We start from the raw sequence: 25,140 nt of genomic DNA on the forward strand, positions 1-25,140 counted from the left end.
TGCAAATTAATCAATTTTTGCAATAGATAAAGCCAGTTCTGTTTGAAACAACATATCGTATCCGATTTTTCTTAGTTCTTTGACTATTTCAAATCTATCATAAAAAAAATTTCTACAAGTATCATATTTACTTTTTTCTTCTTTTGGATACCAAGTCAGATTTTTATTGGCTAAAGGATAGTGTTCTAGTGAAAAGCTATGATATTGATTTGGCTCTACTCCTTTTTTGTCTGGATAAAAAAGTAGAGCTTCGCAACCTAAAACCTTGATATTGTTTTCTTCTAGCAAACCTAAAAATGATAAACCATCTTCATAATATAGCCATAATTCGCACTTTGTTATATCTTTTTCTTTATAAATTTTAGGAGATTTGTTGAACCATAAATTTAAATTGTCGATTACCGAATTTATATTATTTGATAAATTTGGGATTACAGAAAATAATGTAATATAACCAGCACGAGCCATACTATCTAATAATAAAAATTTTTCATACATAAAAATATTGTCTTTATCATACGCAGAATTATTTAATCTTGATTTTACTATTTCATAATCATAATTTCTACAAAAATCATACGATAAATCTAACTCTTTATCATTTTTGGCTTTATAGGTATAAGTCTGTATTTCTAAAATTTTTATATCATACTCTTTCAATAAATTAATAAAATTTATTGAATCTTCGTAATAAAGCCATAGTTTATTTTTTCTTATATCACAAATTTCAGGTTTTTTGGGCGATTTATCAAACCAAGAATTTAATATATTAAGAATAAAATTTGTTGTTTTCATTTTGTACTCCTAATGTTTTTAATTCCACTATCAACTTTCCAATCTTTATCATTTAAATCACTAGTTTGAACTATCGTATTTGTAACATTATCGATAACTATATATTGATTGTCATCTACAAAATAAACGGTAGACTTATTACCAGTATTTCGATTTATACTTTCTCCAACTTTAATAAGATTTTGCTTCGCATTTTCTATACTTTTTTCGTTCCAACCTCTTTCTATTGCCTTATTTGCATGTTTTTTGTCTGTAAATTCAAAGTTGTCCAACAATTTATTATCATTATCTGCATAAATCACATTATCCTTAAAATTCTGCTCTTTTCCCTCAATTCCACCAAGACAAGGCTCATTAAAAGAATTGTCTGTATTTACACCGCCATTTGTTATTTTATCATATTGCTCTGTTTGCGGTGTAGTGAGGATATTATCATTTTTACTTGACTCTTCTTTTGGAAAAATAGTTCCTAGTGAGGTCGAAAATCCATCACTTTTTAACGAAAAACATCTATTATTTTATATTTATCACCACATTTTTCATCTAATTCGTTTAGATAGCTTAGCACCTGCTTTTCATCTAACTTTCCATACAAATAAGGATTTGCTAGTTTAAAGATCATTTCTTGTGTTTTTTCATCGTCAAAACCTATGTCTTCACGACATTCTATTAAATTTGCCCACTCTTCAAGCTCTAAAAAAGATATCTTTTTATCCAAGCTTCCTTGTAAAATTTCTGCTATATCATCTCTTGACATATAAACGAGCTCGGTTTCGCTATCAAAACCTATCTGGGATAATATATTTTTTAATGTATCTATGTTGTTTTTAAAATGCACCAAGTCTAATAAAATTCCAATTTCGTCATCTATATATTCCGAATTTCTTTTTATCATATAATTAATTTTTGTTTCACCTACTCTTCTTTTGATAACTCATCTCGTATAGTTTTAAACTTTAGCCTATCATCACAAATTTGGTTTGTTTTGTTTATATTTTTGCATTCAAAGAAGTCCGGATTAAACCACTCGACAGCATTTTCGTCTTGAGCACCATATTTGGCATTTTCATGTACCAAGCCATCTCTTTTCATTCTTTCAATATCCATCTCATCTATCCAAAGAGAGTCAGCTACTACTTTAATATCTTGTTTAAGGGCACTATAAGCCTGAGTTATCTTATACTCATATAACTCTTCTTTAGTTTTTATAGTTTTATCTCTTGCATAATCCGATAATGACGTCTTTGCTATTAGAAATTTCTTCTTACCATTTTTGCTATAAAAGGGGCAAGTATATTCAATATTCACATAGGTACTACTGTTAATATTTGTCTTTGCAAGACATAATAAATTTGATATATACTCATCGCTTAGTTTAATGTATCTATTTGATTTAAGAGAGAATATCTTGCCATGAGATTTGAAATACTCCATTCTATCTTGCATTCTCTCCTCTTTGTTTGTTGCTTTTATTACATCGCTATGATCAGCATCTTCGGTATAGACACTGATTTTATATTCAAAGTTTTGTCCTATCTTATTTATTATAAATTTTTTTAGCCCTTCGGTATCTAGCCTTACTTTATCTCTTCTTGCTTCTGGTGCATAGGCCTTTAAATTTCTATCATAACTATATATTACATTTCGTTCATTCACCTGAAGACTGCTATCTGAAAAACAACCAGCAAAGAAAAAAGGCGTAAAAAGAATAATGAATTTTTTATACTTAAGCATCTTAACCTCTTATCTTTCTTTCTGTTTCATAGTATTTCTCATCAAAAAATTTTTTATTTTTACGTATCTCTTTCCAAAGATGTGATTTTTTGCAGATCTGATATTCTTTTTGGTACTTCGTACAGTCGAATTTATTTGGATCAAACCACTCATAGATTATTTCATCAAATTCATCCCTAGGGTTATATATTCTGTCAAAAAGCAAGCCCTCTTTTTTCATTCTTTGTCTATCCATATTTTTTAATTTTATCGATTTTAAAAATTCACTCATATCATTTTTAAATAGTATTGCCATATCTTCTGCTTTATAGTTTTTATGTTTAACTGGATCAAAAAATAATCTAAAAGTGCCTCCAATGACCAATGTTGATACAGTACCACCGGTATCGTAATAAAGACAATCAATGCCATAGTTTGCAGAGCCAATTTGAGTTATAGAACTTATCAAAAAACCTGCTTCGCACTTTACGCCATCAATATATGCAAAGAATCCTTTTTCGTAAGGTTGCCAACCAGTCAAAATATCATAAATACTCCTATCAATGCTTTCTTCTCTATCCTTGCGAATTTCTAACTTACTTCGTGACATCTTTCTTTCTTTATATTTGTAAGTATTGATCTGAAATTCTTCATTGAACATAGACGGCAGATTGCGTTCAAAAACATTTCTGCCATTTTTTTCATCTAGAAAATAATACCAATCAATATCAGCAAAACTGCTTGGAAGCACATAGGTAAAGCTTTCATTTTGAAAAGATGAAAGCATAATACCTGGTTTAAGATGCTTTGTAGTTATATTTGGAATATCATGGCAACCGGAAAAGAGCACAATAAAAGTTATAACAATAAGCTTTAGTACTGAAAATTTACACCGCATCTAGCACCATCTTTTTCATAATCTTGACACACATAAGAACTGTGTGGTGAGCCATCCATAAATAATTTAGGGATATTTAACACATTTATGCGATCTGCCATATCTGCTTTTTTATTCACATCTTTATTCCCACCAAGACCTTCTGCTACAAAATCGCCTTTGTTGGAAAATGTTCCAGCTATACCAATTTTAGCCGCTTCTAATACATCTCTCATTTTTTATACATCTACTGGAGATCCAAAAGAAGACACAGTATATGGACTGCCTTTACCTTTTTTCATTAAACTTTTAACTCCTTCTAAATGCCTATAAAGTTCATTGCCTATGCCCCACTTAACACCGTTATAGACCAATGTATTTAACTGAGAATGTGCTGCAAAATTTACAGCAAAAACTCTATTATCTTTTTTTCTTTTTTCTTCAGCAGCTTTTGTTACATCAGATATAAAACTACCGACTTGCTTTGCCATGTCACTTGTGCCTATACTAAATTTATCCTGCGCTGCTTCAAGCAAATCAGAAAAAAATCCACGCGTTGGATTATATTTTATCGTTAATTCAATGGTATTTCCAGCAAGTCTTGTACCATCTTTTTTAATCTGACCAGTTTGCTCAAGTCCGTTCATAATAGCCTCCATTGGCGTATTCAAAATACCATTTCCGAAATTTTGATGTGTTATGGTATTTACATCTATTCCTAAAGGTTCTTTAGATACATAAAGATCTTTAAAGTACGAAAGCTTTTTTAATTCCTCTCGCTTTTCTGGGCTGATGGTCTTGAAGTATTTACTATCCTCAAGCTTAACCATTTTATCTTTATATAGTTCATATTTTTCTGAGTTTTTACTAAAAACAGAAATAAGGTCACTTGCAATCTCTTTTCCACCGAAAGAACCAACAAGCTGTCCAAATAAACCTCCATTATTATAACTGGTTGGTATTATATCCAAAGCAACCATACTTCCATACACAAGAAGTTTTCCCATAATTGATACTATTTTATTCTTGCTATTTTCGTCTGGCATTTGCTCTGATAGTTTTTTTAATCCATAGTTAGCATCTACTATCTCTTTTGCTATATCCTTTTGCCCACTCTTTGTTAGCACTCTTAAATCCATACTAGCATCTACATTTGAGCTTATGCTAGTATTTACTAGATCTTTTGTTAGTTTAGTTGTATCTCTATTTAGTTTTGTTAGATCATCAGAGTTATCTTTATCAGCTATCTCTATGTTGCCACTACCTAGAGTTGCTAGGTTTTTAGATAAGCTGTAGCTTAAATTTCTATGGCTAGATAGATCTATTGATTTAAGACCTGTAAATTTATCTTCTTGATTATTATTTGATTTGCTATCTTTATTGTTTTTATCTTCTAGGATATAGTTAGCCCCTATACTAAAGTTTGTTCCTTTAGCATAGCTTGTATTTGATAGGTTCTCATAGCTTAGGGTGTTTGTTTTTAAATTTAGGTTGTGGTTATCTATAAAGGTATTATCTTTATCATACTCTCCTGCTGCTAGTAGTGATCCTTTTAGATGAGTGTTTTTGGCTAATTATATGATATGTTATTAATTAACTCTAAAATTATGGTGAATTATAGGCTTCTAGCTTTCAATAACTATTGTAATATTCAATAAATCATTGCCATTATCGGTTGAATATTTGGCTGTTTCGCTAATGACATCATTAAGTAAAACCAATAAATCATTGGCTATATTTTTATATTTCTGTTTAAATTTATTAAAATTTAAAAAATGTATTGTCATATCATCTCTAATACCAAATTTATTTTTTAACCCATATTGTGAATTTTCTGATTTTTCTTGCAGATATTCTTCATAGCTCCCCCATTCATCTACTTCTCGATATTCTTCCCATTCTTTATATCTAATCAACCAAAAAAAATCCTTAAAACCATCTGGTCCGAAACGCAATGGCAAGTTTAATTTTTTTGATAAATAGCCATAAACTTTTTCAATTATATTTTTTGGTTTATATTCACCAAATTTATCAGCATATATTACATCCTTTTCTAGTTCTTCAAAATCAATTTTTACATCTATCATTGTATATCACCAAAAATTTGTTTTATCATTCCTTGTGGCAATTTGCCAGCTTTGTAAAAAGGAATTCCACTACTATATTATTAAATTTTATGCTCGGCTATCAATTTAGCATCTTCATCAAAGTCATTAATGGAATAACCTAATAAATTTAGTAAATTTACAGAACTTATAACTATCTTATTCCAAATTTCTGGCATTTCATATAAATCTGTATCCGTATTATTATTTTTACAAATAGTATCAAGTCTATTTTTATATTCTTTTATAGCTAGGAGCTCATTATTATCAAATAAGTACTTATTTTCTGGCCTTCGTATAAGTTCTAATGGATTAATTATCTCATTTACTAATTCATCGCCCCAAGTATATTTATCAGTAGTAGCATTGTCTATATATTTTTTTTGATGCTCAGTAGAAGCTAATTCAAATAGCCTTTCTAATAATATTTTTTTAGTTGATACATTTTTATTTTCCCATAATAGCATTAAGGTTTCCGTAAATTCAATTTTGTTATTTTATTTACCAAACTCATTGCGGTCTATATTATCTATTGTATTATAATCAAAATCTTTTATTCGATAACCAAAAATATTTAAAAATTTTTCTGCATCTATTTTTAATCCAGCCCATATAGTTGTTCCGTATATATCACCATTTGGCAGGTTGAGTATTTTATTTCGCAATATATTTGCAAATTATAATTCTCGTTCTGAAAAATTATTTTTGAAACAATCTAATTGTGCTTCTCTACAAAAATTTGCAACTTCTTCAATTAAGTCTTCTGGCGCCACATACTCATAAATAGTAGAATTATCAATATAATGTATTAGTCATTTTTGTTACCTTTTATATCTGTTTCCAAATTTTCTAATTCGCTTGGAAATTGCTTATAATATTTCTCAATTTCTATTGTATCAATATTGCACTTAGGACATTTGCCTTTGATTGTATCACCATAATTGTAGCTCTTTTTACATTTAGGGCATTTTGTGAATTCAGGGTATTTTATTTTGTATTTTGTTCCTAAAAATATAAAAATAAATCCTATGATAACATAGATAATTGTGGCATCGCGATTTGGTATAATTGTTCCGTTAAATTTATCAGGTATTTCTATACCAAAATACGCACAAATACCTATAAAAATAAAAAATAAACCCACGAATTTTATCATTTAAAATTCTCATTTTTAAAATCAATAATACTATTTTTTACAGCATCGTAAGAATTTTTAAAATTTTCTATTGTTGTATCATAATTAATGCCCATATTTGTTAAGGCTCCTACACCACCCCAAAAAACATAATCAGGTGTTCCATGTATAAAATAACCATTTATAAAGTCTGTAATTTTTGTGGAATTCCTAATCGCAAAATTTGTTCCATTATAATACATATCACTAATTGGATTTAAACCTGGTTTCATAAATTCGGCTAAATTTGAATTAGTTACCACTTTTGTTCCAGTTTTTTGTAGAGCATTTTTTCCTATCATATATAGTCCATCTGCTGTAGATACATAGTGATTTCCTTTTAGGGTATAACTTCCTTTATTGTATCCTATTTCTCGCAATATAGGCGAATTTGTCAAAGTGTCAGTTTCTAAAAGCGATGGATATAAATTTATTTATTTTCATCAACACTGCCTTTATCCTTTTTTCGTTTATTTCTGACGCTTCTTCTTTTGGGTCCTTTTTTTCTTTTTTCTAAAAATTCTATTTTTCTTATATAGTCACCATATTTACTTGCATCCATCACCTCACCACCACAAAAATTGCATTTACTTTTATCGCGTAAATGCCCAAACCACCAAGTAGTTTTACATTTAAGACATACTAAATACTCTGGGTATTTTTTGATGTTTTTTGTGGAACGCAAGGCAAGATAGAAAAATGCGAAACTAGCTGCCAAGCTAATAATGGCTGGAATAACATAAGTATCACCCAAACTAGAAAAATCATGTTCTATTGCAAATCTTTCAAATTTTTTGTTCGCAAATATCCTAATAGATATAAATAAAAATCCAAAACCAATAAAGACATAGCAAAATTTATAAAACATAGTTGTTCCTTGAATTTGTTGTTATTGTTTTTGTTTTTTAAATTTTATTTTTTCAAACTTAACTTATTTTTGGATTTTTCTCTTTTTTATTTTGGTACACAAAAAGAGAATTTGTAAATTTATCGTTTCCAGTATTCTTTTTTATAATAATATATTAAAGACATTGTTACAATTACATGAAATATAATATCTTCTATTTCGGCATTGTGCCAACCACGAAAATAATATTTACCATAAAAGATACACAAAAAACTTTCTATCGACATTACAATAATTGATATTACTATATAATATTTCAAAGGAATAGAGTAGTTCATAATTTTTATACCTTAATGTTTCTGCTGGCATACTATCACTAAAATTTAACCTCAGTTGCTCTATTTATAAAAATATAAATTTAATTATTTCTATTTTTTGCTTTTACAATTTATACCATTGATGGTTTCAAAAAATTTCAATACTTTTTTATTTCTAGCAAAGGCGAAACATATTATAGAAAATATAAAGCAAAAACATATATTTTCCATGTTTGGCTCAAGTTTTTGTCTTGCGCTATAAACAGATATTCCACAAATAAGCAAAACGCCTTGAATAAACAAAATCATTGAAAAAATATAAAATATATATTTCATTTCTTTTCCATATAATCTAAAAAGCTTTTAATTCCCACTGGTAATCTTTTTTCCAAAAGTGTTATACCTTTACTATTTGTAACTTTCCTAATTTCCTGCTTTGAGATAGTTATTTTTTGCTACCTTTATTAAATATTAATAAAAACCCACCAATAATTAAAAATCCACTTATTGGTATATATAATAATGGATTTGAAAAATCATGAAAAGCTCCTCTTCCCCAAAATTGTTTAACAAATAGAACTTTAAAGCCAAGTATAATCATTGCTAATGCAAGTAAATTCTTTTCGTTAATCATTTGGTTTCAACCAATTTACAAAATCTTTTATATCTTGATTTAATTTATCGTGTCCGTACGCGATACTTATTCCTGCACCAGCATAACCAAAGCCACTATAACTTGGAATGCCCGGCAAATAACTTTCGACAAAATCAGGTATAGCACTTGGATTTTTTATAAACCAATTTGAACCTTTATAATACATATCGCTAATTGGATTTAAACCTGGTTTCATAAATTCGGCTAAATTTGAATTAGTTACCACTTTTGTTCCAGTGTTTTGTAAAGCATTTTTACCTATCATATATAGTCCATCTGCTGTAGATACATAGTGATTTCCTTTTAGAGCATAGCTTCCTTTATTGTATCCTATTTCTCGCAATATAGGCGAATTTGTCAAAGTGTCAGTTCCTACTTGAATGAAATTTTTATTTTCTATTGAAATAATTCCATTTGTTTTATTATACATAGCATTTTTTGGCAAATTCTGTGTTATTTTATTTAAAGCGTTTGTTTCTATTTGATTAGCGATTTTAGAAGCTCCATTTACACTAGCTTTACCTACCGCAACCACTCCATCTTTTGCTAACTTACCTAAACCAACAGCGCCAGTTGCCTCTAGCCCAGAGCCTAAGATATTAGCTGCACTCAGTGCTGTTAGATAATCACTAGCCGTAAACCCATAAAATGAGTTTAAGTCATTTGCCAAACTTGGCATTGTATTGTATGCTAGTCCGTAAGTTCCGTCTATTATGCCATTTCCTATGCTTTGCAATATATTAGAACCACATTTTAATGGGCTGTTTGCACAATCACTTAGAGAATTTTTTATCTCGCTTCCTACTGATTTTGCAGTATCTGCTTTATTATTTAAAGCATGGTCAGTAGCATTTTTTATTTTATCCATTATGCCCTGATAAGGAGACTGAGTTATGCCACTTTTTAGATAATCAGAAACATTTAAAACTCCGCTAAATGCAGCTTCGTATAAATTTATATATGGCTTTGTATAGTCATTTTCTTTAGCTACGAAGTAGTTTTGAACTTTTCCCTCTTTATCTATATAGGTTTGATCTTGAAACTGTGATAGATACTCTTTTGCCTGTGCTAAATCTTGAGAATTTACGTCAAACGAGTTATTCCAAAGCATATCTGTCATGCTAGCACCAGCCATTAAAAGTAGCTTTAACGCTTCGTCTTGTGAAATGCCTTTTAAATTTGCATATTCTCTAGTTTTTTGTTTTGCTAAATTTATCTCTTTGTGATGAAGCTGTCTATTCGCTCCCAAATTCTTATCCAGCTTTGCAAATTCTCTATTGTTATTTATCATGCTTGTTGTTAAAGGTGTTGTTAAAGGTGTTTTAGAGAAACCTTTATCATTTAGCCATAGAGCATGAGAGAAATATCTAGTAGCAAAGTCTGAGAAATTTGATGCATACTTAGTATCATCATCTCTATTTTTATTTATATCTCTATGATCTTGTATATCCATAGATCTTTGGTTTTCATGAGTTATGGTCTTTACAAGATCTTTCATATTGGTTATGTTTTTGAAATTTATATAGCTAGCACCAGTTTGCAAGCTTGTAAAACCTTTTATTTCTTCGTTATTATATCCCCTTTGAATAGCAGCAATTACTCAAAGTATGATATAAATACAAATTTAAAAAATGTTATTTTAAAAATTCTATAACATCATAAGTTATCCAGGATATCAAAATAAATACCACCCAAACAAGAGCAACTCCACCGTACTTAAATTCGCCATGTTTTACTCTCTCAAAGGTGATGTCATCTTTTTTTATTTTATTTTTTGCTATACAAAGCACCAAATATCCGGTAAAAACAGCAGAAAATAAATTAAAGGCTACATTAAAACCAAAAAAAGATAATCACTGCAAATATTGCCAAATTCCATGCTATTACAAAAATCATTTGACCTATTTCACTTGACAACTACCCAGAATACTAATACAAAAGTACAAAAAACAAGCCATACAAATGCTACAAATCCATTATTTTTTACTTGATCGTTTTTTATTTTATACAAAGTTATGTCACTTCTTTTAATGCCATTTTTTATCACGTAATATCCGTTAAACAAAATAGGGCACAAAATCAACATATACAGCCTTTGTTCACCAAAAAATAAATAAATATCCTAAAAATAAGATACACAAAAAAATAGCAGTAGCCAAACTTTTAAAAATATTAACAAATTATTTTTCATTTTTATTTACTTTCTTTATTTTTAACTTCTTACTATTTCTATATAAATTTTGATTTTATAATATTTTTTTAGATATTTGTGTGTTCTTTTTTAAATATCCTACAAAAGGTTTGATGAATATAAATATGTATATCGGATAATACAAAGTTGACAAAATATCCCAAAAAAGATGATCGCCTGGCAATAGATCTGCGCAACTACAATCTATATAGCCATGTCTACGCAAATACCCATACCCATCCATACCGCATAAAATTGCATTCATTATCAGTCTTTCTGAAAATACAAAAATAACCATAGAAACAGCAAACAAAAGTATGCTAAGAAAAACTGTAACAATTTTTAGTGGGTTATCCCTAAAATTTATAGTGTAAAGTATTCTTAAGAAAACCATTAAATTAAATAAACAAAATAACAGTAGAGAAATCTTATAGGAATAGCCAAGATATACCATTATAATCCCAGAGTATATAACCAAAAAATACCCCAGGATGATCATGTGTTTTAACTTATCATTCATCTTTATGCCCATTCATGATATATTCTTTTATTTCGTGATAGTATGTACTAAAAGGATGATATGTTTCTACGTCATTTAAAGTTTTAAATTCGTAATTTGCATCTGAATTAAGAATACCATTTGCTACCGGATCATTTTCATGATTAACTTGTATTATGAAATTTGCCCCCACACCATTTGCACTTTCTTTAAGCTTAGTGGCTGATTTTGGCGAACCTACACTTATTAGATTGTAAGGCGTATTTACCCCCAATACTTTGTTTATTGAATTGGCCTTAAATATATCTTCATTTCCAGCACTGTGAGTTATTAACGTTGTACCACTTGAAAGGTTTTTTAGTTTATAGGCATTCAAAACATCTTTAGTTGTTTTATAGTTTGGCAACCACTCTATAGCATCTTCTAAAATACCTAAATGCTTGCCAGTAGCATTGTTTATCAACCCAATATTTTTACCAAAATCTTCTTTTATTAAATTTACGCTTTTTTTAGCTTCTTCTAAAGTATTATCCATACCATTCATAAAAACTATTTTAGTATCCTTATTTAAATTCTCATATGTTTGATCCGTAGTTGCTCTTAATTTTTCAAAATCTTGTTTATCTGATAAGTCATATTGCGTTTTATATTTATTTGTATCAGGCTTCTCGTTTATCAATACGTTATCTGGCAATATGCCGTTTTTATAAAAATTAACCAATGTGAAAACTGGTGGCATAAATATTTGATCTATGTCGTTTTTTAAATATCCATTAGACAATGCTTCCCAAAAAGTTAAATCAACTAATTGATTGTCGTTTAAACCTTTATCTATGCCAACGACTTTATTATAATATAAATAAACTCTATTATCCCCCTTACTCTTATCTAGTCCTTTAAACATATAAGAATTTAAAAGTAGGGTATTTAAACTACTTTGGTTTTTAATATAGTTTATCGCTGCATCTTTGGCATTGATGCCACTATCTTGTAAATTTAGAGCTTTATTTAGATAGTCACTAAAACTATCTTCTTTTAGTTTTGCATATCTATCTTGCTTACTATCTCCTGGTATAAATTTGCCAGCTTTATAGTCTATGGCATGTTTTAACTCATGTCCTAGAGTGCTCACAAACTGATCAACATTTTTAATGTGAGCTAAATTTAGTATTATTGAGCCATTATTGAAATGTCCGAAAAATTCTTCATCGTCTTTTCCTTTTGCGAATTTATCATCAATTATTCTCAAAGATATGCCATCTAGATCAAGACCTGACATACTTGCAAATAGCTCTATAAATTTATTTCCTAAGGCCTCTTTTTCTTCTATGGTAACACTATCATCTGTTAGTTTTTGAGCAAGCTCTTTGCCTAATAGTTTGCCAGCTTCATACTGTGCAACATTTTCTTTTACTTCACTATTAAAATTAAACTCACCAGTTTCTATAATGGCATTTAGTGCTTTTGTTATGGCAGTGGCTGTATTAAACTCATCTTTGATCTCCTTCCTACCCTCTTTACTAAACACCCTAGCATCTATACTAGCATCTACATTTGAGCTTATGCTAGTATTTACTAGATCTTTTGTTAGTTTAGTTGTGTCTCTATTTAGTCTTGTTAGATCATCAGAGTTATCTTTATCAGCTATCTCTATGTTGCCACTGCCTAGAGTTGCCATGTTTTTAGATAAGCTGTAGCTTAAATTTCTATGGCTAGATAGATCTATTGATTTAAGACCTGTAAATTTATCTTCTTGATTGTTATTTGATTTGCTATCTTTATTGTTTTTATCTTCTAGGATATAGTTAGCCCCTATGCTAAAGTCTGTTCCCTTGGCATAGCTTGTATTTGATAGGTTTTCATAGCTTAGGGTATTTGTCTTTAAATTTAGGTTGTGGTTATCTATAAAGGTATTATCTTTATCATACTCTCCTGCTGCTAGAAGTGATCCTTTTAGATGAGTGTTTTTGCCTACCTCTACGTTTAGCTCATTTGCTGTTATGGATGAGAGGTTTGTCTGTTTTATCTTTGTGTTTGAGTTTGACTTACTAATGCTAGCTCCAACAGAGCTTAGAGATCTATCTCCAGATGCAAAGTTTTTAGCATTAGTTGCTCCAGAGTAGCTTACGCTTAAATTTATACCCTTGCTTTTAGAGCTAGCATCTTTTATATCTCTAGTACTTTCTAAGCTTAGGTTATTTCCTACTTTTAAATTTAATCTCTCATCAGCTCTTAAATTTGCTCCCTTGATAGTTGCGTCATTGGCTGTGTTTATATTCATATCTTTAGCTGAGTAAAGATGAGAGTTGTTATTTGTTAGGCTTTGTTCGCTTTGTTTTAAGCTATTTGTTCCAAGCTCTAGTGAGCTAGAGTTTGCTCCATAAAATGTAAAACCAAATCCTGTTGTGAGAGATTTGGTGTTTGATTTATATTTTAAACTATCTTCACTAGAGTTTATATTTAGGTTGTTTGAGTTTAAGCTCATATCCTCTTTTGATGCTAGGTCTGAGCCTGCGATAGATATATCTTTAGCTGAGTTTATATTTATATGTTTAGCATTTAGACTAGATTTGTTTGAGCTAGTTTGCTTTAAAGAGCTCTCTTGTTTAGTGGTAGCAAGATCAGCTCTTACTCCTACGCTAAAGCCATATGTTCCTGAGCTTGCAGCTGCAGCTGCCATTTGGGTTATAAGTGCTAAATTCTTCGCATTTACATTCTCAGTTGCAAGAAGAATGTTTTCTTTAAAGTATTTCTCCTCGTCTCTATACTCTTCTAATATCTCGCTTACTTCTTCTATGTCAGAGTAGTCTATGCCTACCTCTTTATTTCTATATCTTTGCTTGATATCACTTAGGCTAGCTTCTAGCTTTGACTTCTCTTTTTTATAGTTGTCATACTCTTTTTTCACTCTTTTTAGCTGAGCGATCGCCTCTTTTAGAGCAAGTGCTGCTGGAACGATCTGGGCATACTCGTTTTGAGCGGTGATAGATAGTGTGCCAATTGCCTCTTTGCTTGATGTATCTTTGGCGTAGAGGTTGGTTGAGTGTTTGATATTTGAGTTTTGGCTAGTTAAATTTATGGCTTCATTAGCGTTTAAATTTGAGCCTACTATATTTATATCATCTTTTGCGTTTAGGTTTATGTCGCCATTTGCATTTAAATTTGACGAGTTTGCATTTACCCAATTCTCTTTTGAGCTTTTTTGATCTAAGCTAGCTTTTGCGACAGGTACTTTTATAGATGTGTCTTTTGTTTTTGCTTTTAGATCTTTTATAGGATTTAGCTTTTGTATTAGGTCTGCTTTTAAATTCTTGATGTGCTCACCAATTGAGATTAAGCCTATCTTACTTTTTTTACTAACTTCGTTTCTATAGCTCTCATCATTAGTATTTGATATATCTATGCTATTGGCATTTAAATTTATATCTTTTTGTGAATTTAGGTTTGCACCTTTTAGGCTGATATTGCTTGCGTTTATATTTATGTTTTCATTTGCATTTAAATTTGAAGCAACTGCCCTTTTATCGCCTTTTTCAAGTAGATGAAGGCTACTTTCATAAAGAGATGTTGGTTTTAATGAAAAGCGTGAGCTTTTAGTAAAGCTTTGGCTTGCTTCTACGTTGTGATTGGCATCTACTATAACGTTTTCATCTGCGTTTAAATTTATGTTATTGGCATTTAGATTTGATGAGACTAGAGCTAGGTTACCCCCAGCCTTTAGACTGATATCGCCTGCGTTTAAATTTGAGCTGATGACCTTTTGGTTTATAGCCATTAAATGTGACTCTTTTTTAGAGAAAAAGCCCTTTGACTTCTCTTTAGTTTGCGTGCTCTCGTTTGTATTAGCTCCAACTACATATATATCATTTCCAGCTTCTACGTTTAGCTTGTTAGTAGCTCTTAAGTTACTTGAGCTTATCTGTGTATTTGACTTAGAGTTTAAATTTATATCTTTTGCGTCTAGGTTTGCGCTATTTAGCGTTTGGATGTTTTGGTTAAATTCCACGCCTTTTTCTTTTGCGCTATGGCTATAGGCAAACTCTTTGGCATTTATATTTATATTATCTGCGTTTAAATTTATCTTGTCAGCCTCTAGACTTGAGCCAGCGATGTTTAGATTTTCTTTAGCGTTTAGGTTAAGGCTCTCGTCTGCTTTTAAATTTGAAGCCTTGCTAAACTGAGATGACTCTTTGTCTAAGCTTATATTATTTGCATTTACATTTATATTTTTGGCTGAAATTTCACTTGAGTTGATATTTGCTGCGCCTGCTTTTAAATTTAGATCTTTAGAGTTTAGCTCTAGGTGATTTAGGTTTAAATTTTGTGAGTTTAGATTGATATTATCAGCCACTACGCTACCAGCTAGGCTTATGTTGCCTTTGGCGTCTAGGTCTATGTTGTTAGCCATTACTAGAGCTGAGGCTTTTACGTTTTTATCTTTAGCTTCCTTTTTAAATTTGCTTATGCTCTCATTTCTTGCTTCATATAAGCCATCAAGGATATTTGCTATATAAGCAGAGTTTATACTATCAAGGCTGTAGTAATACCCTTGGTTTTTAACCCTTCTATTTAGGTTTTTAATAATTGGGCTATTAAATATTGGCTCAGAGAATTTATCCAGATCAACATTTGCTAGCTTTATATCATCATTTAGTGCGTAGCTTGAAAAGTCCTGTGTGCTTCCTACTATGTTATTACCCGCTGCAAAGACTGCTGGCAAACCTACATCTGTGTATGAGAAGTTAAAATTCGTGCTTTTTCCGCCTTTAGTCACCCATTTCTTTTTGCCAGTGACTTTTCCCATTTTTCCTTTCCACTCTTGTTGCTTCCATTTAAACTCATTAAAGCTTCGACCATCTCTTCTTAAATTTAGTGCTACGTTTGTTATATCTTTGCTATCAAGCACAAGGTCGTTGCCTGCATAGATAAAGCTCTTATCATTTAGTAGTTCATCTGTTTTTAAATTTATATCATTGCTTGCTACTATGCTACCTGGGATGAAATTTGCCTTATCTTCTTCGTTTAAAATTTCTTTGTTTATAGAGTAGTAAATTCTCTTTAGCACTTCGCGGTCTTTTGCTTTGCTTGTATCAAGTACTACTTCGTTTTTGTCTATGTCTAGTCTTAGATTATGAAATACCTTTGTCGATGTGCCATATAGATATGAGTCTTTGTGTAAATTTAGAGCATAAAGGGTGCTATCTTTGCTTATAGCCTCTTTTAAAATTTCAGCATTTAGCTCCTCTTCGCTTAGCTCTTTGCCTAGTTTTTTAAATTTAGCCTCTATCTTTGCTTTTATCTCTTTTAAATTTACCTCTTCAAGTTTAAATCTATTCTCGCCACTTTGCTTTAGAGCTAAATTTTTAGCAAATGAGCTTTTCTCCACCCTAGCCTGCGAGCTTGAGTTATTTACCAGCTTTTTAGCCTCTACATTTATATCTTTAGCATAAATTTGACTAGATGTATTTACCAAAGTCTCTGCTTTTATATTAAGGCTCTCTTTGGCTGCTATTAGCGCTTCATCTTTGTTTGTTATAGTCTTTGCCTCTATCTTAGCCTCTTTGTTAGAAGCGATAGCACCAGCATTTACTATATCGCCATCAAGGCTTATCTCTATGTTGTTATTTGCTATGACTAGGCCGTTATTATTTACGCCTACACCGTTACTTGTGCCAACTAGTTTGATTTTATTAGCATACATACCGCCAAGTGCGCTACTATCTAAGCTAAAGCTGTTTTCTTGGTTTTTAGCTTTTACGTCGTTGTAAAGTCTATCTTTGCTTGAAGTAACCGCCTTTTCGCCGATGATGTTTAGCTCATTTGCGTGGATATTTGAGTTTAAATTTATGGCATTTGAGATCACATTAGTATAGTCGCTGCTCTTATCGTTTAGGCCGTCCCCTACGATGTCGATAGACTTGTCAGATATTAGCTCTATCTCTTTAGGACTTAGTTTATTGATACTACCTGTTGTTAGTGTGAGTGAGCGAGAGTTGATCATATTTAGACCATCTACGCTTATGCCATTTGGGTTTGCTATGACCACATCAGCTCTGCTACCAGCAACCTCTAAATTTCCTTTTAGAGATGACTTCTCAGCCGAATTTACTTTGTTAATAATAAGACTTGCCTCTTTTGTGAGCCTATAGTTTGCATCTATCTGGCCAGCTATCTTTGTATCTATGTTTTTATTAGAGTTATTAAGGATAGTGCCTGTTGTTGGGGTATTAAACCTGCTATATTCATTTATAGAGACGCCCTTGCTATCAGGGTTTGTGATGTTTATTATTAGCGTCTCATTAGGAGCTTTTAATATATCAGGGCGGTTGCTAGCGCCTGGATCAGCTATGATACTTGGCTCATTTGCAAGGGCGGGCATAGTGCCAAGTAGCAAAGAGAGACTTACGTAGAAATTTAAGCCTATAGTTAAAAGGCTGGGCTTTTTATTGCTTTGCGCATTTGAAATTTGGTTGTTCTTTAGCATATTTTATCCTTAAAATTCGTAGCTTATGATGAAATTTACATTTGTTGATTTAGATTCAAAGCTCTTTGGCTTATAAAGAGGTTTTGAGACAGATATGTCGTAGCTTAGGTTGTTGTAGGCTTTTATGCTACCTCTTAGACCTATGGCGTATCCTGCAAGGGTGTTTTTATCCTTTATGCCGCTACTTGCCGCTCTTACCATACCAGCGTCAAGCCCTGCATAGACAGAGTTGCTCTTATAGTAGTTATATGAGAGAGTATTTCTTACGCTTACTCCGTGGTTTCCAACAAGTGAGCTCTCCCCGTCAAATCCCCTAACACTGTGATATCCACCGATGCTAAATTTATCTTGCAAGCTTAGTTTATTTAGACCATATCTTGCGTTGATATTTAGATCATAGCTTAGTGGAAGTTCAAATTTATATTTGTAGTTTAGGTTTAAATTTATTAGAGCAAACCTAGATGTAGCCTCCCCGCTATCCTCTAGTGGGTCAGGCTGTGATCTAAATATGCCAGTGCCCTTTTTGTAAGCTAGCTTAGCGCTAAAAGCTTGATTATATGAGTTGTAGCTTGATTTTACGCCTACCTCATATCCAGCATTTCTTCTAGCTTGGTTATCTAGCTCATAGTCCTCTAGGTAGTTTTTATTTTTTCTCTTAAATAGCTTTACATAAGCGCTATTTTTAAAATTTGAGTCCCTATAAAATGTATAAGCAAGACTTAGTGAGTCGCTCTCGCTTCTACCTTTATATGTGTAGAGGTTGTAGGCTGCATTTATGATCTGGGCGTAGTCATATTTGCTCTTTTCATACTCAAGCATGAAGTAGCCAAATGGGACAGTAAAGCCGTAATAGTAGTTATTTGAAGCTCCGTGATCAGTGGCGCCATTAAATTTATTTGTGACCTCATATTTTTTAAATATATCTTTACCGCGTGAGAAGCTAAAAATTTCGTTAAATCCAAGTAAATTTAGCGTGCTTAAATTTAGCATGCCTTGGTACTTGCCGCTTTGTTTTGAGCCAAGGTTATCAATGCTAATAGCAGCCTTTAGAGGGAAGCTATCAACTCTAGTTATTACTATATTTGAAAAGCCAGCCCTATTTGAAGGTAAGAATTTAATGCTAACATCATTTTTTGAGACGTTTTGCAGTGACTCAAGAGCCTGCTCGATATCTCTTATATTTGCTACTTTATTTTTATGAGAGTACTCACCAAATGCGCTAAAGAGGCTCGCTCTGTTTCTTTGGGTGTCAAGCTCATTGATGCTTATATCATCTATGAGGCCAAGATTTATCGCAAACTCTAGCTTGGCATCTTTTAGACTCTTTGTAACTAGGCTCGCACTTGAAGTGATATAGCCACTTTTTATTATCTCGTTGTTAAAAGAGTTTATGATTAGATTGATAGAGTTTTTGCCAAGACAGCTACCTGATTTAAAATCAAGCTTGTTTAAGCTAGCCTCTAAAATAGAGTTAAATTTAGAGTAGTTTGCATTATAAGCTTTTCTTATTATAGCCTCATCAGCACCACTACTAGCGTTAAAGCTAGCAACTTCATTCTCACTAAGAAGTGAAATTTTATCTATTTTAAAGCAAGGTGTTTCGTTTAAATTTAGCTTACCTTCTGAAGTTGGTTTTTCATTAAGCAAATTTATGTTGGAGCTTTCGTTAAAAGAGCTTGCCATATTCGCCCTAATCTCTTCGTTGTTTAACTCGTTTTTTAGATTAGTCTCATTAGCAAGTAGCGCAGCACACACCATGCTTAAAGATAAGAGAGTTCTCATCTTAACCTTCCTTGGAAATAACTATAAAGTTATATTTTTTAAAATAATTTAGTGACATTATAAAGGATATAATCTTAATCTAATATTAAAATATAATGAGAAAAAAGAATTTTTATACAAAATATTTCAAAAATGAAACTTTTTAGATATCTAAATGGCAAAGATAAATTTATTTTGATTTATCCACTGGTGGATAAAATTTAATTTTATATTGACAATGATTATTATTTTGATATAATTGCGAAACTGATTTTATTTCGTAATTTCAGTGATTAAACTATTTTTATAGTCATGCTATTTTTATAAATTTGATAAAGTAAATTTGGTTTTGATTACTAAATTTTCTAAAAATTAGCAAAATTTAGATCTATAAAAATTTAACAATATTTTTGTGACATATATTAGAAATAGAAAAATAGACATTTTAATCTGAAAGGATAGGTAATGAACAAGCATTTATTTGCACTTTTGGCTTTGGCAGCATTTAGCAGCCACTCTTTGGCTCACGAATTTTGGCTTTTTGGAAGCAGTAAAGAGGCAACAAGCGTTGATATCGGCTACGCAGACGACTTTCCGACTGTTGAAAAGATCCCAGATAATAGGATCGCCCTATTTGAAGCCCCATACGTTATAAACAAAAATGGCGAAAAACTAAGCCTAAAGCAAAGCGGCGAAAACTACCACTATGAAAGGGCCAAACTAGAAGACGGCTCATACCTTATAGCTGGCGAGTATAAGCCTACGTTTTGGACAAAAGCAAGCGATGGCACATGGCACATGGGTAAAACCAAAGAGGACATCAAGGACGCCAAATACTGCAAAAAAGCGAGCATGAGCGCAAAAGGCATCATAAATAAAAACGCGAAAGATGGCTCAGTTACAAAGCCTTCAGAGCAGCGCTTAGAGATAGTACCGCTTGACAATCCAGCAAATTTCAAAGTTGGCGTGCCATTTAAAGTGAAAATTCTATTTGAGGGCAAACCTTTAGAAAATGCTACACTTGATGGAACATTTGATGGATTTTTAAAAGAAAAAAGCGCATTTCATGGCCAAACTGAGCCAGACGGCACGATAGAAGTGCTTGCGCTTAAACCTGGAAAATGGCTGCTACAAACAGTGCATAAAATGCCATTTGCTGACTCAAAAATTTGCGATGATGAGACGATCGCTGCAACGCTTGCATTTGAGCTAAAATAGATCAAATTTAAGATCAAGTAAGTTTTCATCTTAAATTTATAAAAGGGCGTATCTAAGTGCGCCCCACTCTTTTATCTTATAAGTCAAATTTATCAAGACAAAATCAGCAAATGTATCGAATTTATGTATTTCTAAAAATTGAAATGACAAACTCCAGCAGTCATAATGTCATCATTATTTGTAATCTCTATACTTTTATAAATTACTGTTCCGTTTTCGCCTAAAACCTTTTACTAAACTCAAGCACCTAGTTATTAAAACAAGTTTTTAAAGCTTCGGTAAAGAATTCTGAGATTTTGAGATACAGTATTACAATATAATTTCTGCTTTTTAAATACCCAAATTGCTTCTCATATTAGCAAGCAATCAAGAAAGTATTATAATCCATAGATGTAAAAAATTAATGAAAACAATACACAATTCATTTTACTGTGGAAAACGAGCGTTTCGTTATTTTCTATATGGGTACTCTGGTAGTTTTTAACACAAATTCACCTTTCATAAAATAGAAAGACATTTTAAACATTTTTTAGTCAAATTTATTGCACTAGCAGTAAATTTTTCAAAATTTGAGTTAAATTTAGAAGAAAAATGGTGACCCATACGAGACTCGAACTCGTGTTACCAACGTGAGAGGCTGGTGTCCTAACCGCTAGACGAATGGGCCAAAAAGATGGTGCCCCGTGTAGGTCTCGAACCTACGACCCCATCATTAAGAGTGATATGCTCTACCAACTGAGCTAACGAGGCAAGATTAAGTATCAATAACAAAGTGTTATCTTAGAACTTATAATCTTAAAATTTAATTTGATCACTCAAAAAATCAAGATAAATAGAATCAAGAACCTTAACCTAAGGTTTAGTAGATGGCGCAGCGGACGGGGCTCGAACCCGCGACCTCCGCCGTGACAGGGCGGCATTCTAACCAACTGAACTACCGCTGCACCTAAAAGTAATGGTGGTCGCTATAAGACTCGAACTTATGACATCCACCTTGTAAGGGTGGCGCTCTACCAACTGAGCTAAGCGACCTAAAATTTAAAATATCTGGCGACCCTTAGAGGATTTGAACCTCTGTTCCTACACAGAGAAAGTAGAGTCCTGAGCCACTAGACGAAAGGGTCATAAACCCAAAAAAATGGTGTCCTGCGTTGGATTCGAACCAACGGCCCCCTCATTAAAAGTGAGATGCTCTACCGACTGAGCTAGCAAGACATTTGTTTAAAAAAGAATTGAGATTATACAAAAAACATTATTATATGTCAAGAAAAAAATTAAATTTTAAATCAAATTAAAGCTATTTTGTCCGCTATTTCTAAGCAAAAATATAATTTTATAGACTAAATTTTCTTAACCTTTAAACCATTTATTCAGATAAATTTTTAAATTTGCATTCTAGCTCTTGCCTAAAAACCTTACCGCCATTTTTCTAGCTTTTTCTATCTTTTCAGTGTCTTGATCTTGGACTGCAATAGAAGATATCCACTTTTTACCAAATAAATTTTGAGCTGCCTCTATCATAACTGCGCAAGCGTGTAGATCTTTTTCGCTAGAGATGCTTTGCAAAAATGCGGATTTTGTTTTATCTCGCAAGATTGCTTGAGCAACCCTGTGAAACGACATCTGCATAAGGCTAGCTGCCGCCCATGCCCTGCAAAGGCTATCTTTGCTATCAAGCATCTCGCTTATTAAAATTTCTATTTGCTCTAACGTGCCAACCCAGCCAAGCGCTATTATAAGCTTACATCGAAATGTATCATTTGTCCCTAAAAAAGAGGTTATTTGAGGGATAAGGCGGTCACAAAATGTGGTATAAAAGTCCCTATGCTTAGACTTAGAGAGAATTTGCGCTATAAGATAGATGGTTTCTATTTTTATTTTTTGATCGCTCTTTTTGGCTAAGCGCTCAAACAAAAACTCTAGCCCAGCGCCTCCATGTCTGTCAAAGCTGCTTTCTAAATTTAGCTGCCTACCCTCTTGCCACTGCTTGCAAATAAGCTCATAATGATACGCTATCTCATCGCTAGCGCCTAAATTTGCGATAAATTTGATCCTTTTGCCGTCCTGAAAATTCTCTTTTTCGAGCTGCGAATACTCTCTTTCAAGATCATTTAAATTTAGCACTAATTTTTACTTTATCATCTCAAGTTTGGCTTTGCAGGCGTCTTTATAAGCACTTGTGAAATTTGAGCCAATGCACTCGTTTAGATAGGGCTTAGCTAGCTTATACTGCTTTTGCCTGATGTAAATTTCACTTGCCAAATTTAGAGCATGCAAGCGATCCTCTGGCTCAAGTTTCATATTTAGTATAAATTTCGCCTCGTCAAGCGCCTCGTCAATGTTATCTGTTTTTAATGAAGCCTCTGAGTAGTCAAAATTTAGCTTTGGCGAAAAGGTATTTATCTTGGCTCTGGTTTGTAGTTCAAGCGCCTTTTTAGCGTAGGTTGCAGCGATAGCATAGTCGTTGCTTTTCATCGCATAGTCGCTTATAGCTGCGTATGCCTCGATGATCTTAAAGTCCTGTCCTCTTAGCTGCTCGATCGCACTGATCGTTGAGACCGCCTCAGTAAAGCGTTTTAGCGCAAGTAGCGAGTAAAATCTATCAAAAAGCGATGGCGTAGGGTCCGAGTACTCGACTGCTGAGCCAAGCGAGAGCGCGTCATTTGCAGCAGTGATCGCATGCTCGTAGTCTTTATTTTTATATAAAATTTTGCTCAAATTTACCAGCCACTCGACTCTATCTTCTAAATTTTCATCCTTTACATGCGCCTTGGCAAGCTCTAGCGCGTCGTTGTAGCGTGCCGTTCTAAAATAGCAGTTAAATAGCTTAAACTGTGGCAAAGAGACCTTGCTCACATCGTAGTTTTCGAGTAAATTTACAACTGCCGTGCAGTCATCTTTGATGAAAAACTCTTTTGTTAGCTCAAGCGCAGCCTCATTGACTAGCTCCATCGCCCGGCTTAAATTTTCATCTTTTGCGAGGTTGTTATAAGCTAGCGCATCGGCAAATTTACGCTCTTTTAGATCAAGCTCAAGCTCGCTAATTAATGCCTTTTGGCTGATATTTGTGCCAGCATATTTTTCTATGAGATCTTTATATCTTGCGTGAAGTGCGGTGGCGTTTTTGTCGTCCTCTTCAAAAAATAGCCCATCCTTTGCCTTGGCGACCTCATCGATATAATCGCCATATTTAAACTCTTTTTCATATCTGTTTAGATACTCATACGCCCTTTTTTCATCTTTAGTTTTGGCTAAATTTAGCGCTAAATTTTTTAATGCCGCCTCGTAAAAATCCTTTGTCCTATCGCTATTATTTACCAAAATTTCATAAATTTTAGCAGCCACATCTGGCATATCTTTGCTTGCAAATGTATAGGCTAAATTCATCGATTTTGTCGGATCGTTCATGAAAAATTTTTCATTTGCATTTGCGATCTTTAGTACAAATTTCTTCGCCTCGTCAAATTTCTCTTTATCGATATTTGCGTCCGCTAGGCTTAGTGCAGCTCTACTTGCAAGGTCGATGTCGTTTGTAGAGTAGAGCACCTTTTCATAGTCGCTTAGCGCCTCTTTTTGCCTGCCTATTTTATATAGGTAGTCAGCATAATCAAGCGTAGCAAGCTTTGTAAATTTAGACTCCGCGTGCTCTTCGCTTAGTATGTCAAGCATATATTTTGCATCACTTGCGATGCTATCTTTGAGGTAAGCTCTAGCGATGAGATATAGCACCTCAGAGTAGTTTTCGTCAGAAGGGAATTTCCTTATCCAAGCTCTGCCCTCGCTTACGATGTCCTTTGGCTCAAGCCCCTCAAACTCGCTCTTTGTCTCAAAAATTTTATCAAGCGCTCTTAGTCTAAAAAGTAAAAACTCACTTGAAAAAAGACTGGCTGGGTGCCTTTTCATCGCTGTTTGCGTATCTTTTACCACGCTTTCATAAGCGCCCTTTTCGTAAGCTCTTTTTATATTTATATAGATGTCTATATCGTTGCTATCAAGCCCAGCGATAGGCGCTTTGTTAAGATCGAGCGCTCCGATACTTGGACTTAGCATATCTCTAAAATCAGGCGAAAAATTTAGCCCAGATACTCTTTTGTTGTTTTCGCTTAGTGAAGTATCGATGATGATGCTAAAGTGCTTTGAGATGGTCGTCTTTGGCGTATCTTGCACACTTGGACTGCTGTAAAGCTCAGTTTGAACATTTAGAAGTTTTGAAGGTGCTTTTGGCATGATGACGATAAAGAGTTTGCCGTCTTGCTTTTTATATTTTATGTCCATTAAAGGCAGCGTCGTATCTTCGATCTTCGGCAAGATCCCATCATCGAGCATACAAACATAGCGCTTCGTGTCATAGGCTAAAATTTGCTCCACACATTCAAATTCTTTCTCGTCGCTTAGCTGAAGGACGCTATAAGGCTTATTTGCGTTTGCGCCGCTGTTTAGACTAAGGCTAAAGGCGGATAGATAAAGCGGTAAAAATAAGATGGTTAAGAGCTTTTTCATGCCG

The 25,140-nt window shown here is 32.8% G+C and carries 20 protein-coding genes and 6 tRNA genes; 1 reads left to right on the top strand and 25 read right to left on the bottom strand.

Annotated elements, in window-relative coordinates; all coding sequences use genetic code 11:
* Positions 1-6: 6 nt before the first annotated feature.
* The 17 genes from B9N65_RS04670 to B9N65_RS04760 all read right to left on the bottom strand — a co-directional run bounded on the left by B9N65_RS04670 (position 7) and on the right by B9N65_RS04760 (position 19,439).
* Positions 7-795: a hypothetical protein gene (locus tag B9N65_RS04670; protein ID WP_087582995.1), complete on the bottom strand. Its 789-nt coding sequence runs from the start codon at positions 793-795 to the stop codon at positions 7-9.
* Positions 792-1,097: a colicin E5-related ribonuclease gene (locus B9N65_RS04675; protein ID WP_087582996.1), complete on the bottom strand. Its 306-nt coding sequence runs from the start codon at positions 1,095-1,097 to the stop codon at positions 792-794. Before B9N65_RS04675 ends, B9N65_RS04670 begins: the two co-directional genes overlap by 4 nt.
* Positions 1,098-1,291: 194 nt before the next feature.
* Complete coding sequence (locus B9N65_RS04680; RefSeq protein ID WP_087582997.1) at positions 1,292-1,690, bottom strand: hypothetical protein; 399 nt, start codon at positions 1,688-1,690, stop codon at positions 1,292-1,294.
* Positions 1,691-1,710: 20 nt separating this feature from the next.
* The gene (locus B9N65_RS04685; protein WP_087582998.1) at positions 1,711-2,529 is read right to left on the bottom strand and encodes a hypothetical protein; all 819 of its coding nucleotides are present in this window, start codon (positions 2,527-2,529) and stop codon (positions 1,711-1,713) included.
* A gap of 1 nt (position 2,530) precedes the next feature.
* Complete coding sequence (locus tag B9N65_RS04690; protein WP_141083837.1) at positions 2,531-3,406, bottom strand: hypothetical protein; 876 nt, start codon at positions 3,404-3,406, stop codon at positions 2,531-2,533.
* Positions 3,382-3,621, bottom strand: a complete 240-nt coding sequence (locus B9N65_RS04695) for a hypothetical protein (protein WP_087583000.1) — start codon at positions 3,619-3,621, stop codon at positions 3,382-3,384. Before B9N65_RS04695 ends, B9N65_RS04690 begins: the two co-directional genes overlap by 25 nt.
* 3 nt (positions 3,622-3,624) lie before the next feature.
* Positions 3,625-4,512 (bottom strand): hypothetical protein, encoded by an 888-nt coding sequence (locus tag B9N65_RS04700; protein WP_087583001.1) that lies wholly within the window; start codon positions 4,510-4,512, stop codon positions 3,625-3,627.
* Between the two features lie 498 nt (positions 4,513-5,010).
* Positions 5,011-5,472 carry a serine hydroxymethyltransferase gene (locus B9N65_RS04705; protein ID WP_087583002.1) on the bottom strand — a complete coding sequence of 154 codons (462 nt, stop codon included), beginning with the start codon at positions 5,470-5,472 and terminating at the stop codon, positions 5,011-5,013.
* 80 nt (positions 5,473-5,552) lie between these two features.
* Positions 5,553-5,957, bottom strand: a complete 405-nt coding sequence (locus B9N65_RS04710) for a hypothetical protein (RefSeq protein WP_087583003.1) — start codon at positions 5,955-5,957, stop codon at positions 5,553-5,555.
* Between the two features lie 341 nt (positions 5,958-6,298).
* Positions 6,299-6,646, bottom strand: a complete 348-nt coding sequence (locus tag B9N65_RS04715) for a hypothetical protein (protein ID WP_087583004.1) — start codon at positions 6,644-6,646, stop codon at positions 6,299-6,301.
* Positions 6,643-6,966, bottom strand: coding sequence for a hypothetical protein (locus B9N65_RS04720; protein ID WP_087583005.1), 324 nt, complete (start codon positions 6,964-6,966; stop codon positions 6,643-6,645). Before B9N65_RS04720 ends, B9N65_RS04715 begins: the two co-directional genes overlap by 4 nt.
* Positions 6,967-7,094: 128 nt before the next feature.
* Entirely contained in the window at positions 7,095-7,532 is a 438-nt protein-coding gene (locus B9N65_RS04725; protein ID WP_087583006.1) for a hypothetical protein, read from the bottom strand.
* A 407-nt stretch (positions 7,533-7,939) separates the two neighbouring features.
* Complete coding sequence (locus B9N65_RS04730) at positions 7,940-8,164, bottom strand: hypothetical protein (protein ID WP_087583007.1); 225 nt, start codon at positions 8,162-8,164, stop codon at positions 7,940-7,942.
* Between the two features lie 109 nt (positions 8,165-8,273).
* On the bottom strand, positions 8,274-8,462 hold the full coding sequence (locus tag B9N65_RS04735; RefSeq protein WP_087583008.1) for a hypothetical protein: 189 nt from the start codon (positions 8,460-8,462) through the stop codon (positions 8,274-8,276).
* Positions 8,455-10,026 carry a hypothetical protein gene (locus B9N65_RS04740; protein ID WP_087583009.1) on the bottom strand — a complete coding sequence of 524 codons (1,572 nt, stop codon included), beginning with the start codon at positions 10,024-10,026 and terminating at the stop codon, positions 8,455-8,457. The genes B9N65_RS04735 and B9N65_RS04740 overlap by 8 nt, the downstream gene beginning before the upstream one ends.
* A gap of 1,160 nt (positions 10,027-11,186) precedes the next feature.
* Positions 11,187-17,657 carry a two-partner secretion domain-containing protein gene (locus tag B9N65_RS04755; protein ID WP_087583012.1) on the bottom strand — a complete coding sequence of 2,157 codons (6,471 nt, stop codon included), beginning with the start codon at positions 17,655-17,657 and terminating at the stop codon, positions 11,187-11,189.
* A gap of 9 nt (positions 17,658-17,666) precedes the next feature.
* Positions 17,667-19,439 carry a ShlB/FhaC/HecB family hemolysin secretion/activation protein gene (locus B9N65_RS04760; protein ID WP_087583013.1) on the bottom strand — a complete coding sequence of 591 codons (1,773 nt, stop codon included), beginning with the start codon at positions 19,437-19,439 and terminating at the stop codon, positions 17,667-17,669.
* 444 nt (positions 19,440-19,883) lie between these two features.
* Here B9N65_RS04760 and B9N65_RS04765 point away from each other — a divergent pair, with 444 nt between their 5' ends.
* Positions 19,884-20,636 (top strand): DUF4198 domain-containing protein, encoded by a 753-nt coding sequence (locus B9N65_RS04765; protein ID WP_087583014.1) that lies wholly within the window; start codon positions 19,884-19,886, stop codon positions 20,634-20,636.
* 592 nt (positions 20,637-21,228) lie between these two features.
* On the opposite strand, the gene B9N65_RS04770 is transcribed toward B9N65_RS04765, so the two are convergent.
* The 8 genes from B9N65_RS04770 to B9N65_RS04805 form a co-directional block, all read right to left on the bottom strand.
* Positions 21,229-21,303: transfer RNA gene (locus B9N65_RS04770), tRNA-Glu, on the bottom strand.
* Positions 21,304-21,310: 7 nt separating this feature from the next.
* Positions 21,311-21,386, bottom strand: a tRNA-Lys gene (locus B9N65_RS04775).
* Between the two features lie 117 nt (positions 21,387-21,503).
* Positions 21,504-21,580 (bottom strand) — tRNA-Asp (locus B9N65_RS04780).
* 12 nt (positions 21,581-21,592) lie between these two features.
* Positions 21,593-21,668 (bottom strand) — tRNA-Val (locus B9N65_RS04785).
* Between the two features lie 16 nt (positions 21,669-21,684).
* Positions 21,685-21,760, bottom strand: a tRNA-Glu gene (locus B9N65_RS04790).
* A 15-nt stretch (positions 21,761-21,775) separates the two neighbouring features.
* Positions 21,776-21,851, bottom strand: a tRNA-Lys gene (locus B9N65_RS04795).
* A gap of 180 nt (positions 21,852-22,031) precedes the next feature.
* The gene (locus B9N65_RS04800) at positions 22,032-22,760 is read right to left on the bottom strand and encodes a HEAT repeat domain-containing protein (RefSeq protein ID WP_087583015.1); all 729 of its coding nucleotides are present in this window, start codon (positions 22,758-22,760) and stop codon (positions 22,032-22,034) included.
* A gap of 6 nt (positions 22,761-22,766) precedes the next feature.
* Positions 22,767-25,136, bottom strand: coding sequence for a tetratricopeptide repeat protein (locus B9N65_RS04805; protein ID WP_087583053.1), 2,370 nt, complete (start codon positions 25,134-25,136; stop codon positions 22,767-22,769).
* Positions 25,137-25,140: the final 4 nt, after the last annotated feature.

It is taken from the genome of Campylobacter concisus (genome assembly GCF_002165815.1).
Lineage (GTDB): Bacteria > Campylobacterota > Campylobacteria > Campylobacterales > Campylobacteraceae > Campylobacter_A > Campylobacter_A concisus_BH.